The organism is Streptomyces sp. STAM6, assembly GCF_054963715.1.
The window spans coordinates 106,100-122,178 of sequence record NZ_JBUEFZ010000015.1 but is presented as its reverse complement, the minus strand read 5'-3'; the positions used below and the strand labels follow the sequence as shown (position 1 = coordinate 122,178).

Here is a 16,079-nt window from a genome sequence, read left to right as displayed (position 1 = left end):
GCGTGGGAGGGGCCCGGCAACTCGATCGCGCATTCCCGTGACCCGGGACACGTACGAAACGGTTTCGTTTCGCTCGCGCGAGGGGTATCTTTCGAGGTGTACGAAACCGTTTCGTCTCGATGGGAGGTCACCCGGCATGGCGCGCAGCAGGCTCACCCCGGAACGCGAGTCGCAGCTGTACGAAGCCGTGCTCGACCTGCTCCGTGAGGTCGGCTACGACGGCCTCACCATGGACGCCGTCGCCACCCGCACCCACTCCAGCAAGGCCACCCTCTACCGCCAGTGGGGGAGCAAGCCCGAGCTGGTCGCCCGCGCCCTGCGGAACAACAAGCCGGTCCGCATCGACGAGATCGACACCGGTTCGCTGCGCGGCGACTTCCACGAGATGCTCTCGCGTTCCGACGACTGCCAGATGGAGCGGGACTCCGCGCTGATGCGGGGCCTCGCCCATGCCGTCCACGACAACCCCGATCTGCTCCAGGCGCTGCGCGAACTGCTCATCGAACCCGAGATGACCGGGCTCGACGAGGTCCTGCGACGCGCGGTCGCGCGCGGCGAGGTCGACCGGGACAACCCGGCGCTGCGGCTCGTTCCGCACATGCTGATCGGTGCCGTCATCGTCCGCCCGCTGGTCGACGACCGACCGGTGGACGCGGAGTTCCTCACGAACTACGTCGACGCCGTGGTGCTCCCCGCACTGGGCGTCTGACGTGGCGGGGCGGTCCCCACGCCCCCGCCGGAAACCGGGCCCCACCCGGAACCGCACCACCCGCACCACCGACACGTACCGCTCACGCGTCGGGCCGGCTCCCCATGCCCTGTTCCCTCTCCACGACTCGGGAGACGCCCCCGTGGCCACGTTCCTCTACAGACTCGGCCGGTCCGCCTTCCGGCGCCGCCACCTCGTGACCCTGTTGTGGGTCGCGCTGCTGGTGCTCGCCGGGGCCGGCGCAGCCACCGCGCCCGCCGCGACCTCCAGTTCCTTCTCCATGCCCGGCACGGAGGCCCAGAAGGCCTTCGACCTGCTCGAAGAGCGCTTTCCCGGCGCCGGTGCCGACGGCGCCACCGCACGCGTGGTGTTCAAGGCCGCCGACGGCCGGAAGATGACCGACCCGGACAGCCGCGCCACCGTCACCGAGGCCGTCGGGGAGCTGAAGTCCGGCTCCGACCAGGTCGCGTCCGTCACCGACCCGTACACCGCGCGGGCGGTCTCGCGGGACGGGACGACCGCCTACGTGCAGGTGTCGTACAAGGTCAACAACATGGAGCTGACCGACGCCACCCGCGACGCGCTGCAGGAGGCCGGCAAGAAGGCCGGTGCCGGCGGACTCACCGTGGAGATCGGCGGCGACGCGCTGCAGACCATGCCCGAGACCGGTGCGGGCGAGATCATCGGTGTGATCGTCGCCGGGATCGTCCTCGTCATCACCTTCGGCTCGCTGGTCGCCGCCGGACTGCCGCTGCTGACCGCCCTGATCGGCGTCGGCATCGGTGTCTCCACGATCGCCGCGCTCGCCAGTGTCCTGGACCTCGGCTCCACCACCTCCACACTCGCGATGATGATCGGCCTCGCGGTCGGCATCGACTACGCGCTGTTCATCGTCTCCCGCTACCGCGCCGAGCTCGCCGAGGGCCGGGACCCCGAGGAAGCGGCCGGACGGGCCACCGGCACCGCCGGCTCGGCCGTCGTCTTCGCCGGCCTCACCGTCGTCATCGCCCTGGTCGGCCTGGCCGTCGTCAACATCCCGATGCTGTCGAAGATGGGCTTCGCCGCCGCGGGCACGGTCGTGATCGCCGTCCTGATCGCGCTCACCCTCATACCGGCCCTGCTGGGCTACGCCGGCAAGCGGGTCCAGGGCCGCGCCGTCCGCAAGAACAAGCCGGTGAGCGACAAGCCGAACATGGGCACCCGCTGGGCCCGCTTCGTGCTGCGCCGCCCGGCGGCGGTGCTCCTCGTCGGCGTGCTCGGCCTCGGCGCGGTGGCCGTCCCGGCCGCGTCGCTGGAGACGGGCCTGCCGGACGACGGCTCGCAGCCGACCTCGACCACCCAGCGGCGTGCGTACGACCTGCTGTCCGACGGCTTCGGCCCGGGCTTCAACGGTCCGCTGATGGTCGTCGTCGACGGGGACAAGGCCGCCGCGGACGACGCGGCCAAGGCCATCCGCGGCCTCGACGGGGTCGTGGCGGTCACGCCCCCGACCCTCAACAAGGCCGGGGACACCGGAGTCATCACGGTCGTCCCGAAGGACCGCCCGTCCTCCGCCGCCACCGAGGAACTGGTCCGCTCGATCCGCGACACCAGCGGCGACCACGTCCTGGTCACCGGCTCCACGGCCATGAACATCGACTTCTCGCAGAAGATGAACGACGCCCTGCTGCCCTATCTGGCGCTCGTCGTCGGCCTGGCCTTCCTGCTGCTGATGGTGGTCTTCCGCTCCGTCCTGGTTCCGCTGAAGGCGGCGCTCGGCTTCCTGCTCTCGGTGGTCGCCGCGCTCGGCGCGGTCGTGGCGGTGTTCCAGTGGGGCTGGCTCGGCTCCCTCTTCGGCGTCGAGCAGACCGGCCCGATCATGAGCATGATGCCGATCTTCATGGTGGGCGTCGTCTTCGGTCTCGCCATGGACTACGAGGTCTTCCTGGTCACCCGGATGCGCGAGGCGTACGTGCACGGGGAGCGGCCCGGCGAGGCGATCGTGACCGGCTTCCGGCACGGCGCACGCGTCGTCACCGCCGCCGCGGTGATCATGATGGCGGTCTTCGCCGGTTTCATCGGCTCCAGCGAGCAGATGGTGAAGATGATCGGCTTCGGTCTCGCCGTCGCGGTCCTCTTCGACGCGTTCGTGGTGCGCATGGCGATCGTGCCGGCGGTCCTGGCGCTGCTGGGCCACAAGGCGTGGTGGCTGCCGCGCCGGCTGGAGCGGCTGCTGCCGAACGTCGACGTCGAGGGCGACGGGCTGCGCGAGCGGCTGTCGCCGGACGCGGACCCGGAGGCCGACCGGGAGCCGGTCCGCGTCTGATCCACCCGACCCCGGGACGTCCGCCTGCTCGGGCGGCCGTCCCGGACCGGGCCGGTCGCCCGAGCGGAACGGCCGTCCCGGTACGCGACCGGGCCCGTGGGGACGGGGCCCGGCCGCGGCGTCACGCCGTCATCGCGTCACGGGCGCGTTGACGGCGTACGTCCGTCTGAGGAACCGCAGCAGCACCGACGAGTCGAACTGCACGACCGCCACCCCCTCCCGCGAGTGGAACTCGACCACGGTCTGGGCCCGTCCGCAGGGCCACACCCCGATGTCGCCGTGGCGGGACGGGGCGCGCAGCCCGGACTCCAGCAGGGCACGGGGAAAGGTCCATTCGACGCCGCCGGGGAAGCGGAAGCGCACGGCCGCGGGGCCGGCGTCCCGTTCATAGCGCAGGACGACGGGAACGGCGCGGGAGAGGGGGCCGTCGGTCACGATCAGCCCCTTGGCGTGGACCTCCACGGGGGCGTCGTCATGACGGCCGGCCGGTCGGTCGTCCAGGGGGCCTTCGTCTGCGGGGCGCATCGGCCGACTCCTCACATTTGTCTTATTTGTCTCCAATGTCCCACTATTCGGCGGCGCACGCCCCGGCTCGGTTCTGTGACCTCTACGCTCTTGCAACCTCTTTGCAAGAGGCCTCATCATCGAACGGTCCGCCAGCCTGTCCGAAAGTAGCCGCCGCCATGCATGTGCCCGACGGATTCATCGACACACCTGTCTCCGCCGCCGCCGGCCTCGCCGCCGCGGGGGCGGTCGCCGTGAGCCTGCGCGGGGCACGGCGGGAGCTCGGGGGTGCGGAAGGCCACGGAGGGGACCGGACGGCGCCGCTCGCGGGACTCGTCGCGGCGTTCATCTTCGCCGTGCAGATGCTGAACTTTCCCGTCGCGGCCGGTACCAGCGGACATCTGCTCGGCGGGGCACTGGCCGCGATACTCGTCGGGCCGTACACAGGTGTGCTGGTCATCGCCGTCGTCCTGCTCATGCAGGGCGTGCTCTTCGCGGACGGCGGCCTGACCGCGCTCGGGGTGAACATCACCGTCATGGGCGCCGTCACCGTCGTCGTGGCCTACGTGCTCTTCCGCGGCCTGGTCAAGGTCCTGCCGCGGGGCCGCCGCTCGGTGACCGTCGCCTCCTTCGCCGCCGCCCTGGTCTCCGTGCCGGCCGCGGCGGGGGCCTTCACCCTGATCTACGCGATCGGCGGCACCACCGACGTGCCCGTCTCCAAGGTCCTCACCGCCATGGTCGGCGTCCACGTCCTCATCGGCCTCGGCGAGGCCGTGATCACCACCGCGACGGTCGGCGCCGTCATCGCCGTACGCCCCGACCTCGTGTACGGCGCCCGCGGGCTCACCACGCCCCTCAAGCTGCGCGTCGGCGGGGAGCTGATCGACGCCCCGGCCGCCGAGCCGGCGCCCGCGGCCGCCCCGCGGTCCACCAGGAAGGTGTGGGCCACCGGCTTCGTCACCGCCCTCCTGCTGGCCGGGTTCGTCTCCTTCTACGCCTCCGCCGACCCGGACGGCCTGGAGAAGGTCGCCGCCGACCAGGGCATCGACAAGAAGGTCGAGGAGCACGCCACCGCCGATTCGCCGCTCGCCGACTACGGCGTCAGCGGCATCACGAACGCCCGCCTGTCCGGGGGGCTGGCGGGCACCCTCGGCGTCGGCGCGACCGTCGTGGTCGGCACCGGTGTGTTCTGGGCGGTGCGCCGACGGCGCACCGCCCAGGCACCGCAGAAGGAAACCGTCTGACGTGGGGGCGGGGCACACCCACAAGCTCTACCGGCAGGGGCACTCGCCGGTGCACAGGCTTCCCGCGCACTGCAAGCTCGCCGCCGTCTTCGGCTTCGTCGTCGTCGTGGTCTCCACACCGCGCGACGCGATGTGGGCCTTCGGCCTGTACGCGGTACTGCTGGGCGCGGTCGCGGCGGCAGCCCGGATCCCGGCCGGGTTCGTGCTCCGCCGCCTGGTGATCGAGATCCCGTTCGTCGCCTTCGCGTTCCTCATGCCGTTCGTGGTGCCGGGCGAGCAGACGACCGTCCTCGGCGTCTCCGTCTCCGTGCCGGGCCTCTGGGACGCCTGGAACGTCCTCGCCAAGGGCACCCTCGGCGTCGGCGCGTCCGTGCTGCTGGCCGCGACCACCGAGCTGCGCGCCCTGCTGCTGGGCCTCCAGCGGCTGAAGCTCCCGCCGCTGCTGGTCCAGATCGCCTCCTTCATGATCCGCTACGGCGATGTGATCACCGACGAGATGCGGCGCATGTCGATCGCGCGCCGCTCCCGCGGCTTCGAGGCCGGCGGTGTGCGGCACTGGGGCGTCCTCGCCAAGTCCGCCGGCGCCCTGTTCATCCGCTCCTACGAGCGCGGGGAACGGGTCCACCTCGCCATGGTGAGCCGCGGCTACACCGGCACCATGCCGGTCCTCGACGAGGTCACCGCCACCCGCGCCCAGTGGTCCTCCGCGGCGGCCCTCCCGCTCACCGCGCTCCTCATCTGTCTGCTGGGATGGACGCTATGACCATGTGCTTCGCTCCGTCGCTCGACGTCCGCGGCCTCGCGTACGCCTATCCCGACGGCCACCAGGCCCTGTTCGGCGTCGACCTGACCGTCGAGCGCGGGGAACGGGTCGCGCTGCTCGGCCCCAACGGCGCCGGCAAGACCACGCTCGTCCTGCACCTCAACGGCATCCTCACCGCCGGTGCCGGCTCCGTGACCGTCGCCGGGCTCCCGGTCGCCAAGGCCAACCTCGCGGAGATCCGCCGCCGCGTCGGCATCGTCTTCCAGGACCCCGACGACCAGCTCTTCATGCCGACCGTCCGCGAGGACGTCGCCTTCGGTCCGGCGACGGCCGGACTGCGCGGTCCCGAACTGGACGCCGTCGTCGCCAAGGCCCTCGCCAAGGTCGGCATGGAGGAGTACGCCGACCGGCCCCCGCACCACCTGTCCTTCGGGCAGCGCCGCCGCGTCGCCGTCGCGACCGTCCTCGCGATGGAGCCCGAGATCCTCGTCCTCGACGAGCCCTCGTCCAACCTGGACCCCGCCTCCCGCCGCGAACTCGCGGACATCCTGCGCTCGTTGGACGTGACCGTCCTGATGGTCACCCACGACCTGCCGTACGCGCTGGAGCTCTGCCCCCGCTCGGTGGTGCTCAGCGAGGGCGTGATCGCGGCGGACGCGCCCACCGGGCAGCTCCTCGCCGACGAGGAGCTCATGCGCCGCCACCGACTGGAGCTTCCCTTCGGTTTCGACCCGACCCGGAATCCGGCCTCCCGGTAGCACGTTGCACCATGGGGTGAACGAGTGCGAGAGGGAGCGTGGCGCGTGGACGTCCGGGGAACGGTGGAGGCCGGCTTCGAGCCGGTCAGGGAGGCGTTCATACGCAACTTCGAACAGCGCGGCGAACGGGGCGCCGCCGTCGCCGTCTACCGCGACGGGCGCAAGGTCGTCGATCTGTGGGCGGGCACCCGCGACGTCGACGGCACCCAGCCCTGGGCGGTCGACACCGCCCAGATCGTCCGCTCCGCCACCAAGGGCATCGCCGCGGCCGTACCACTGCTGCTGCACCAGCGCGGCCAACTCGACCTGGACGCCCCCGTCGGCACCTACTGGCCCGAGTTCAAGGCGGCCGGCAAGGAACGGGCACTGGTCCGCCACCTGCTCTCGCACCGTGCCGGGGTGCCCGTCCTCGACCGGCCCCTGACCCCCGCGGAGGCCGCGGACCCCGAGACCGCCACGGCGGCCGTCGCCGCACAGGCCCCCGCCTGGCAGCCCGGCACCGACCACGGCTACCACGCCCACACCTACAGCTGGCTCCTGGCCGGTCTCGTCCAGCGGGTCACCGGCCGCACCATCGGCCGCTGGGTCGCCGAGGAGGTGGCCCGGCCGCTCGGCCTCGACCTGTGGATCGGCCTCCCGCCCGAGGAGGCCCACCGCGTGGGCCGCGTCGGCCCGGTCGAGGAGCCGTCGACGGCGGCCGGCGGCGGACTGAAGCTGCGCCCCAAGCGCTCGGTCGCCGAGGCCTACCGCGACCCCGACTCGCTCACCCGCCGCGCCTTCGGAGCCATCGACCCGGCTCCCGACGAGAACGACCCCGCCTACCGGGCCGCCGAACTCCCCGGCACCGCGGGCATCTCCACCGCCCGAGCCCTGGCCCGTTTCTACGCGGCCACCCTCGGCCCCGTCGACGGCCACCGCCTCTTCGCCCCCGCGACGCTCGCCGTCGCCCGCACCGAGGAGTCCGAGGGGCCCGACCGGGTCCTCGTGGTCTCCACCCGCTTCGGCCTCGGCTACATGCTGCACGGCCCGGCGTCCCCGCTGCTCGCCCCCGGCTCCTTCGGCCACCCGGGCCGCGGCGGCTCCCTCGGCTTCGCCGACCCCGAGTCGGGGATCGCCCTCGGCTACGTCACCAACGGCATGCGCAAGGGCGTCACGGCCGACCCGCGCGCCCAGGCCCTGATCCGCGCGGTCCGGACGGCGATCGGCTGAGCCGGCGGGCCGGCGCCCGGACCAGGCCCTCGGGCGTGTTTCGAAGGTCCCGTCCGGCCGGGAACGCCCGGCACGCACGCTCGCGGCGTTGTCGGTCGTCGGCGCAGCCCGCCGCGCTCTCTCCCCCTGCGCCTGGCGGCGCGGGAGGTACCCGCCTCCGCCTTGCGATCGCACGCACCGGACGCCCCCGGCCCCGCCCTCCGGGCGGACGACTCCACTTTCGCAACACGGCTCAGCCCGAGTGCAGCATCAGGCCGATGCCCACCACCATCAGCCCCGCCGCCGCGATCCTGGGGCCGCCGAAGCGTTCCTTGAAGAACAGCGTGCCGATCGCGGCGCCGACGATGATCGACGACTCCCGCAGCGCCGCCACCGGGGCCAGCGGGGCGCGCGTCTGCGCCCACAGGACCAGGCCGTAGGCCGCCACCGACATGGCCGCCCCGAGGAGCCCCCGCACCGCGTACGGGCGGAGCTGGGCGGCCAGCGGGGCGCGGCGGCGGTACAGGGCGTAGAGGGGGATCGGCAGACCCTCCAGGATCATCAGCCAGGCGATGTAGCCGGGCGTGGTGCCCGCGGCGCGGACGCCGACGCCGTCCACGACGGTGTAACCGGCGATCGCCAGGCCCGTGGCGAGGGCGGCCAGGACGGCCGGCCACTCGGGGTGGTGGCGCCGGCCTTTCCCGCCCAGCGGGAGCAACCCCCACAGCGCGAGGGCCACCAGGCCCGCGCAGGCGACCGCGACGCCCGTGAGCTGCCGCCCGTCCGGGACCTCGTTCACGAACACCGCCGCCAGCACGGTCACCACGAGCGGCGCCGTGCCCCGGGCGATCGGATACGTCTGCCCGAAGTCGCCGAGGGTGAAGGAGCGCATCAGCAGCGCCATGTACCCGACGTGGAGCGCGGCGGAGAACAGCAGCCAGGGCCACGCCGCGGCCGCCGGCAGTGGCGCGAAGAACGCCAGGGCGACGCCGATGGCCGCGCCGCCGCCGGCTATCAGCGTGAAGGACAGCAGCTGGTCCTTGATGTGATGGGCTATCGCGTTCCAGCTCGCGTGCGTCACCGCGGCCGTCAGCACCGCGGCGGCGACCAGCGGCGTCATGCCGTCCGCTCGCGCACGAGGTCCGTGTCGGCCGGCGAGGCCCCGGCCGCCATCAGCGCCGGCACGGGCACCCCGTCCGCCGCGAGGCCCGGCGACGTGCCGATCCCGCTCGGCCGGCGCCCGATCGCGGCAGAGGCCCGGGCGGCGGCGGGGGTGGCCATGGGGGCGGCGTGCCGGAACCGGCGGACATCGCCGTCCGGGCCCGGCGTACGCGGGGCCCCGGCGGACCGGAGGTGGGCAGGGGAAGCGCTCATGACCCGCACGCTAGCGGTAGTTGTACGGGCCAAGCGAGTACTTCACCGGGCGGCGAGCACCGCCGCCACCAGCGGGCCCGCGGCGTCACCGCCGTGACCGCCGGACTCGACGACCGCCCCGGCGGCGAGATCGTCGGCGTAACCGGCGAACCAGCTGTTGGACCGCCCCTGGTTGTCGACCTCCGCCGAGCCGGTCTTGGCGCCCTTGTCACCGCCGACCGCGGCCATGGCCTGAGCGCCGGTGCCGTTGCCGCGCGCGGTGGCCCGCATCATCTCGCGCAGCTGCCGGGCGGCGGAGCCGTCCAGGCCGCGCGAGGCGGTGGCGATGTCCCGGCCGTCGAGTCCGCGGTCCACGATGACGGGCTGCTTGAAGGAGCCGTTCTTGGCGGTCGCGGTGATGGAGGCCACGGTCAGCGCGTTCATCTGGACGGTGCCCTGCCCGATGTACTGGGCGGCCGCCTCGCCGCCCGACGCCTCGGGCACCGAGCCGTCGAAGGACGGGATGCCGGTCTGCCAGTCCAGCCCGATACCGAACACGTCCCGGGCCTCCTGGGCCAGCGCCGTGTCGTCCTTGGTGTCGTCGATCAGCTTGATGAAGGCGGTGTTGCAGGAGCGCTTGAAGCTGTCGGTGAACGTGCCGCCCGCGATGGCGAAGTTGTCCAGATTGTGGAAGGAACGGCCCTGGTACATCACGTCCTTGGGGCACTCGGCCTTACGGTCCGCGCCCGCCAGGCCCTTCTCCAGCAGCATGGCCGCTGTGACGATCTTCATCGTCGAGCCGGGTGCCTGCTTGCCCAGGAAAGCCGCGTTGAAGCCGTCCTCGCGGTGGTTGGCCACCGCCCGTATCTCTCCCGTGCTGGGCCTGACGGCGACGACCGACGACCCGGCGAACCGCTTCACCGCCTTCTCGGCGGCCGCCTGCACGCCGGCGTCGAGCGTGGTCCGCAGGACGCCCGGTTCACCCGCGGCGAGGGTGAGCAGCGTCTCGTTGGCGCCGCCCTCGCCGGTCCGTTCGACCCAGGTCTCGATGCCCGCCTTGCCGCCGGCCTCGGCGCCGTACTTCTCGCGCAGCTGGTCCAGGATCGGCCCCAGCGAGGGGTACTTCTCCTTGGTCAGTTCGGCGCCCTCGTGGTCGACGGCCTTGATGGGCGCGGTCTTCGCCTCGCCCGTGCGGAGCGTCGCGTCGCCGGTCAGCTTCGGGTGGATCACCGTCGGCCGCCAGTCGACCAGTGGTCTGCCGGTGGTCAGGCCGCGTACCACGGTGAGCTCGGAGGAGTACGTCCACCGCTTGGAGGCGCCCTCGTACGTCACCGTCGCGTCGACCGTGAACGGCACCTTGGTGCCGACGGCCGGACCAGGGGTGATGACAGCCCTGGAGACGTGTGCCACCTCGCGGAAGTTCTGTACGGCGGGAGCCGCGGTGCCCGCGCTGTTGGTGAGCTGCCCGGCCTCGTGGTCCTTGCCGGCGGCCCAGGCGGCGAGGAAGTTCTTCGCGGTCTCCTCGGCCTCGGCCGTGGTCACCGGCCCGCTGCCGGCCTTCGGCGCCGAGGCGGACGTCGGCGCCGGCGTCGCCGTCAGTCCGTCCCACACGTTGTAGGCGCCGTACCCCACGCCGCCGGCGACGACGGCGAACACACCGCCGACGACCGCCACCTTCGCTCCGCTGCGCATTGCTGCGATTCCCCCTCCCCTGAGCCTCCTTGAACGCGTTCAAGGCATGACTGGAGGCACTCTACGGGACAGGAGTGGCAAGGGAGTTGGTTGTTATCCGACCGGAACGTCCGGCCGGTGGACGGCCGGCCGGCGCCGGGCCGGAGCTCGCGAGCCCGGCAAGGTCCGGGAGGAACGCCCTGGGGCGTGTTCGGAAGTCCCGTCTGTCCGGGGCCCCGCCCTCCGGGCGGACGACGCCACTTTCGAAACCCGCCCTAACCGCCGAGATCGAACTCGGAGCTGGGGTACACCTTGACCGGGAGGCCGAGGCGGGCCACCCGCGCGGGCAGGTCGGGCGGCCCTTCGGCCTGCACCACCAGCTCCTCGTCGCCGAGCGGTACCGGGTCGACGTCCAGCAGGCGGGCGCCGACGGTGGACAGCCTGGCCGCCAGGTCGCCGAGGTCGGTGCCGACCGGCACCGTCAGGAGCCACTTCACGTAGTGGGGTCCGTCCTTTCCGTGCGGAACCCGTCCGCTCAGGGCTTGCGCAGCAGGAACGAGTAGGAGGCCGCGGCGTTGACGATCCCACGCCCGTAACCGGGGTCCCAGACCTTGCCCGTCGTGTTGATCAGCCCGGCCAGCAGGGCCTCCCGCAGCTGAGCGGGGGTCAGCCCGGGGAACGCGGACAGCAGCAGTGCCGCGACGCCCGCCGCGACCGGCGTGGCCGCCGACGTCCCGTTGTCGAAGGGCGACCTCGGGGGCGCCGGCACTCCGCCGGGGCGGCCGGGGCCGAAGTTACCGAAGAGGTGGGTGTAGGACGCGAGGTCCGGCTTCTGCGACTCGAACATGCCGGGTCCCTGCGACGAGTAACCGACACGCTCCTGGCGGCTGTTGACCGCCGCGACGGTGATGACCTCCGCGAGGCTGTTGGAGGCGTGGACGGAGCGTCCGGGCCCGATGCCGCTGCGGTCGCAGGCGCCGCTCGGGCACTGGGCACCGCAGTTGCCGGCCGCGAAGAAGGCCGCTGCCCCGGAGGCCACGACCTCGCGCACCTTGCGGTGGAGCGGGTGGTTCAGATCCCAGATCTCGTGCGTGGGGGCCAGCTCACGTCGTGGGACGCCGGTGAATCCGTAGCTGTTGTTCGTCAGCTGTGGTGTGCCGTCGAGTCTGCGGTGCTCGAGCACCGCCTGGAACATCGTCAGGGCGCCGCCCGAGTCGGGCCGCCCCAGGAAGGGGTAGTCGTACAGCCTGGCCGCGGGTGCCGCGACGAGGACGTCCGCGGCGCACATCGAGCCGTGGCTGGTGATCGGCGCGGCCCCGGGCTGGAGGGCCGCTCCCGGGCGGGTGAAGCCGCCGACGACCGGGTAGACCTGCCCGTTCACGCCTTCGTCGATGATGCCGACCACGATGTTCTGCCCGCGGAAGCCGTCCTGCCAGGGCCTGGCGACGCCCAGCAGGGCCCGGACGGTGTCCATGGTGGCTCCGGGGCGGAACGGCCGGCAGTCGAGGCCGGTCCGGGAACGGGCGAGGTCGAACGCGTTCGCCTCGACGTCCGTGCCGGGTTCGGCCGGGTTCTGCTCGTCGTCGTAGAGGTGCAGCGGAGAGTTCGGCCACACCCGGACGTTGTCACGCCGGCCCAGCTCCTCCAGATTGGTGGGGGTGACTTCCACCGGCAGCACCACCGAGGTGGGGGCCATGTCGGGGTTGCTCTCCGGGACCGCGAACTCCCGCAGGTCGCGCAGCGGCTCGGGGCCCGGGCCCTCCTGCTCCAGGCGTGTGCTGAACATGGGGACGGGCACGAAGTTCTCGCTCGGCTCGACACCGAGCCCGGCCACCAGGTCGAGCTCGGAGCGGGCCTGCTCGAACGCCGATGTCTCGGAGGCTACGGCGGCCCGGAAGGCACCGAATCCCTCGCGCTGTTCGGCATGCGACGGTTCGATTTCAAGGAGCACGTTGATCTTGGCCATGATCGGCCTCTCTCTCCGTCCGCCGGGTACCACGCCGTGGCATGGCGCCTCGGGCGCGGCTGTGGCGTACGACTCCTGGTCGGCACGGACCGGAGTCGCGCGGTGTCATGCTCCGCCGGCCGGACATCGGGCCGGGGGCCGGGGCACGGCAGGACACGTGAAAGCGCACCGGAGAATCGGTAGCTACCACAAATCTATGGATTTCGCCCATTGCGCGCAACCGCGTTGGGGTAGTTGACAGTTGCACGGTGTCAGCCGCCGGCGCCGCCCCCCCCGGGGCGCGCGGCCGACGGCCGCACCCTGTTCGCGGCCCTAGACCCAGGTGTCCAGCCACATCCGGTTGCGCCAGTCGTCCAGCGGAATCGCCTGCCCCGTGTACAGCGGCCAGAAGTAGATGAAGTTCCAGACGATGAGCAGCACCAGCACGCCCGCGGCGACCGCGCCGATCGTCCGCCGCCGCTCGGCCGAGCCGTGGGGCCCGCCGGGGCCGAGGATCGCGCCGATCATCATGGCCACCGCGAGACACAGGAAGGGGAGGAACACCACCGCGTAGAACAGGAAGATCGTGCGCTCCTGGTACAGGAACCACGGCACCCACCCGGCCGCGACCGCACAGGCGATCGCCCCGGCCCGCCAGTCCCGCCGGAAGAACCAGCGCCACAGGACGTAGAGGACCGCGAAGGCCGCGGCCCACCACAGCAGCGGGGTGCCGATCGCCAGCACCTCGCGGGCGCACTTCTCCGTGGCGTCGGCCGGGCAGCCGTCCCGGCCGGCGGCCGGGTCCTCGTAGAAGTACGAGACGGGCCTGCCGAGGACGATCCAGCTCCACGGGTTCGACTGGTAGGTGTGACCCGACGTCAGGCTGACGTGGAAGCTGTAGACCTCGTTCTCGTAGTGCCACAGGCTCCGCAGCCAGTCCGGGAACAGCCACGACCAGGAACTGTCCCTGCCCGACGTGCTCGCCCAGTCCCGGAAGTACCCCTTGTCGGTGACGATCCAGCCCGTCCAGGACGCCAGGTACGTGCCGATCGCGACCGGCACGGTCGACACGAAGGCCGGCAGCAGATCGCGCTTCAGCACCGCCTGGTACGGCTGCACGGCACCGGCGGTGCGGCGCGCGCCCGCGTCCCACAGCACCGCCATGACCCCGAACGCCGCCAGGATGTACAGGCCGTTCCACTTCGTCGCGAACGCCAGGCCGAGCATCAGCCCGGCGGCGATCCGCCACGGCCGCAGGCCCAGGCGCAGGGTCTCCGCCACGTGCCTGTCCGGCCGCAGCACCCCGTCGTCGTCCTCGGGCAGCGCCGCCGCGAGTCCGCGCCGCGCCCAGTCGCGATCGATCAGCAGACAGCCGAACGACCCCAGCACGAAGAACATCAGCACCTGGTCGAGCAGCGCGGTGCGGCTCATCACGAAGTGCAGCCCGTCCACCGCCATCAGGGCGCCCGCCAGGCAGCCGAGGAACGTGGAGCGCAGCAGCCGCCGGCCGATCCGGCACAGCATCAGCACCGACAGGGTGCCGAGCAGCGCGACCATGAACCGCCAGCCGAACGGATCGAACCCGAAGAGGTACTCGCCCAGACCGATGACCCACTTGCCGACGGGCGGATGCACCACGTACCCGGGATCGGTCGGCACCGCCACCGCGTCCGGGTTCTGCAGGATCGCCTTGTCGACGTCCTTGGGCCAGCTGCCCTCGTAGCCCTGGTTGATCAGGGCCCAGGCGTCCTTGGCGTAGTAGGTCTCGTCGAATATCACCGCCTTCGGCTCGCCCAGTTTCCAGAACCGCAGGCATCCGGCCACCAGCGCCACCAGCAGCGGCCCGCCCCACGCCATCAGCCGCCACAGCCGGTCCGCCCGCGCCGGCGGCACACCGAGCACCGTCCACAGCCGCTCCGAGGGGCGTGTGTACGACGGCACGAGCCGCTCACGCAGCCCGATCACCGGCCGCGGCGCATGGCCGAACCGGCGCAGGCGCCGCTGCCAGGAGGGCGGCTCCTTCCCGGCGTCCGGCTCGTGCAGGGCCCTGGGCGCAGTACTGGTCACCGCGCCATCGTAGGGAACGCGCCTGTGCGCGTCGCTCGACCGGGCTGCGAGGATGACACCTGTGACAGGAACGGTGACCGGAACGCTCGTACTCGCAGGAACCCCGATCGGTGACGTGGCGGACGCGCCGCCGCGGCTCGCCGCCGAACTGGAGTCCGCCGACATCGTCGCCGCGGAGGACACCCGGCGGCTGCGGCGGCTCACCCAGGCGCTCGGGGTGCACACCCGGGGCCGGGTCGTGTCGTACTTCGAGGGCAACGAGTCCGCCCGTACGCCGGAGCTGGTCGAGGCGCTGGCGGGCGGCGCGCGGGTGCTGCTGGTCACCGACGCCGGCATGCCGTCCGTCTCCGACCCGGGCTACCGGCTGGTCGCCGCCGCCGTCGAGCAGGACATCAGGGTCACGGCCGTCCCCGGCCCGTCGGCCGTGCTGACGGCGCTCGCGCTCTCGGGACTGCCCGTGGACCGGTTCTGCTTCGAGGGGTTCCTGCCGCGCAAGGCCGGCGAGCGGCTCGGCCGGCTGCGCGAGGTCGGGGACGAGCGGCGCACGCTCGTCTACTTCGAGGCCCCGCACCGGCTCGACGACACGCTCGCCGCCATGGCCGAGGTGTTCGGCGCGGACCGGCGGGCCGCCGTCTGCCGCGAGCTGACCAAGACGTACGAGGAAGTGAGGCGCGGCGGCCTGGGGGAGCTGGCGGCGTGGGCGGCCGAGGGGGTGCGGGGCGAGATCACGATCGTGGTCGAGGGCGCCCCGGAGACCGGACCCGAGGAGCTCGACGCGGCGGAGCTGGTGCGCCGGGTGCGGGTGCGCGAGGAGGCGGGGGAGCGGCGCAAGGAGGCCATCGCGGCGGTCGCCGCCGAGGCGGGCCTGCCGAAGCGCGAGGTCTTCGACGCGGTCGTGGCGGCGAAGAACGCCCCGACGCCCTGAAGGCAGCCCTTCGCACGGTAAAGGTCTATCGTGAAAGGCAAAGCCTCCGACCGCGCGGCTGGCCTCTCGGCATGGGAAGTCCAAAAACCGGTTCAATGTTTGACAGATGCTGGTGCACTCCCGCCGCTGAAGGCGTCCACTGGTTCAGTGGAAAGGAGCTGGCATGAGCGAGACCACGAGCACTCCGGTCGCCCATGAGGAATATGCCTTCGCCTGCATGAGGTGCGGATACGGCTGGGAACAGGCGTACGACATAGAGCACCACACGGATGCATCAGGCCACGAATTCGTGGTGTACAAATCGAATGGGGCCCGCGTCCCGTCCCCGCTCTCCCAACCCACCTGCACCAATTGCGGTTCCCACGTCGTCCGCATCATGCGCGCCGGTCAGGTCTCCTCGGTCCGTTCGGTGCTCGACCTGCTGGCCACCCAGGCGGAGAAGGGTGTCCCGCACACCAAGAAGCCGCCCGGGACCGCCGAAACCACCGACACCGCCGAGCCCGTGGCCCCGGCCGGTCCGACCGGCCAGCGACCCCACCGGGTGACCGCGGAGGAAAGCCCGGAGGAGGGCGCCGCGCCGGAGCCGCACCACTGGCACCTCTCGGATCTGCTGCACCCCTTCCACCGCAAGTGAGCCGTCGCTGAAC

The 16,079-nt window shown here is 72.4% G+C and carries 15 protein-coding genes; 8 read left to right on the top strand and 7 right to left on the bottom strand.

Annotated features, from left to right (window positions below):
* Positions 1-136 precede the first annotated feature (136 nt).
* Complete coding sequence (locus ACY34K_RS19665; protein ID WP_462748772.1) at positions 137-709, top strand: TetR/AcrR family transcriptional regulator; 573 nt, start codon at positions 137-139, stop codon at positions 707-709.
* A gap of 142 nt (positions 710-851) precedes the next feature.
* Positions 852-3,014: an MMPL family transporter gene (locus ACY34K_RS19660; RefSeq protein WP_462748770.1), complete on the top strand. Its 2,163-nt coding sequence runs from the start codon at positions 852-854 to the stop codon at positions 3,012-3,014.
* A gap of 129 nt (positions 3,015-3,143) precedes the next feature.
* On the opposite strand, the gene ACY34K_RS19655 is transcribed toward ACY34K_RS19660, so the two are convergent.
* Positions 3,144-3,539: an SsgA family sporulation/cell division regulator gene (locus tag ACY34K_RS19655; protein WP_462748768.1), complete on the bottom strand. Its 396-nt coding sequence runs from the start codon at positions 3,537-3,539 to the stop codon at positions 3,144-3,146.
* 158 nt (positions 3,540-3,697) lie between these two features.
* Here ACY34K_RS19655 and ACY34K_RS19650 point away from each other — a divergent pair, with 158 nt between their 5' ends.
* Genes ACY34K_RS19650 through ACY34K_RS19635 form a run of 4 tightly spaced genes read left to right on the top strand, consistent with a single transcriptional unit; the run spans position 3,698 to position 7,492 of the window.
* The gene (locus ACY34K_RS19650) at positions 3,698-4,762 is read left to right on the top strand and encodes an energy-coupling factor ABC transporter permease (RefSeq protein ID WP_462748766.1); all 1,065 of its coding nucleotides are present in this window, start codon (positions 3,698-3,700) and stop codon (positions 4,760-4,762) included.
* A gap of 1 nt (position 4,763) precedes the next feature.
* Positions 4,764-5,525, top strand: coding sequence for a cobalt ECF transporter T component CbiQ (cbiQ, locus tag ACY34K_RS19645; RefSeq protein ID WP_462748764.1), 762 nt, complete (start codon positions 4,764-4,766; stop codon positions 5,523-5,525).
* 2 nt (positions 5,526-5,527) lie between these two features.
* Positions 5,528-6,283, top strand: coding sequence for an energy-coupling factor ABC transporter ATP-binding protein (locus ACY34K_RS19640; protein ID WP_462748762.1), 756 nt, complete (start codon positions 5,528-5,530; stop codon positions 6,281-6,283).
* A 45-nt stretch (positions 6,284-6,328) separates the two neighbouring features.
* Positions 6,329-7,492, top strand: coding sequence for a serine hydrolase domain-containing protein (locus ACY34K_RS19635; RefSeq protein ID WP_462748760.1), 1,164 nt, complete (start codon positions 6,329-6,331; stop codon positions 7,490-7,492).
* 232 nt (positions 7,493-7,724) lie between these two features.
* Here ACY34K_RS19635 and ACY34K_RS19630 read toward each other — a convergent pair whose 3' ends face one another.
* The 6 genes from ACY34K_RS19630 to ACY34K_RS19605 form a co-directional block, all read right to left on the bottom strand.
* Positions 7,725-8,591, bottom strand: coding sequence for an EamA family transporter (locus ACY34K_RS19630; RefSeq protein ID WP_462748759.1), 867 nt, complete (start codon positions 8,589-8,591; stop codon positions 7,725-7,727).
* Positions 8,588-8,845, bottom strand: coding sequence for a hypothetical protein (locus ACY34K_RS19625; protein WP_462748757.1), 258 nt, complete (start codon positions 8,843-8,845; stop codon positions 8,588-8,590). The genes ACY34K_RS19630 and ACY34K_RS19625 overlap by 4 nt, the downstream gene beginning before the upstream one ends.
* 42 nt (positions 8,846-8,887) lie before the next feature.
* Entirely contained in the window at positions 8,888-10,516 is a 1,629-nt protein-coding gene (locus ACY34K_RS19620; RefSeq protein WP_462748755.1) for a penicillin-binding transpeptidase domain-containing protein, read from the bottom strand.
* Between the two features lie 254 nt (positions 10,517-10,770).
* Entirely contained in the window at positions 10,771-10,992 is a 222-nt protein-coding gene (locus ACY34K_RS19615) for a hypothetical protein (protein ID WP_462748753.1), read from the bottom strand.
* A 38-nt stretch (positions 10,993-11,030) separates the two neighbouring features.
* Positions 11,031-12,461 carry a S8 family serine peptidase gene (locus ACY34K_RS19610; protein WP_462748752.1) on the bottom strand — a complete coding sequence of 477 codons (1,431 nt, stop codon included), beginning with the start codon at positions 12,459-12,461 and terminating at the stop codon, positions 11,031-11,033.
* A 312-nt stretch (positions 12,462-12,773) separates the two neighbouring features.
* Positions 12,774-14,507, bottom strand: a complete 1,734-nt coding sequence (locus ACY34K_RS19605; RefSeq protein WP_462748749.1) for a dolichyl-phosphate-mannose--protein mannosyltransferase — start codon at positions 14,505-14,507, stop codon at positions 12,774-12,776.
* 73 nt (positions 14,508-14,580) lie between these two features.
* Between ACY34K_RS19605 and rsmI the strand changes: the two genes are divergently transcribed.
* Positions 14,581-15,432, top strand: a complete 852-nt coding sequence (gene rsmI / locus ACY34K_RS19600; protein WP_462748819.1) for a 16S rRNA (cytidine(1402)-2'-O)-methyltransferase — start codon at positions 14,581-14,583, stop codon at positions 15,430-15,432.
* A 163-nt stretch (positions 15,433-15,595) separates the two neighbouring features.
* On the top strand, positions 15,596-16,066 hold the full coding sequence (locus ACY34K_RS19595; RefSeq protein ID WP_462748747.1) for a hypothetical protein: 471 nt from the start codon (positions 15,596-15,598) through the stop codon (positions 16,064-16,066).
* Positions 16,067-16,079: the final 13 nt, after the last annotated feature.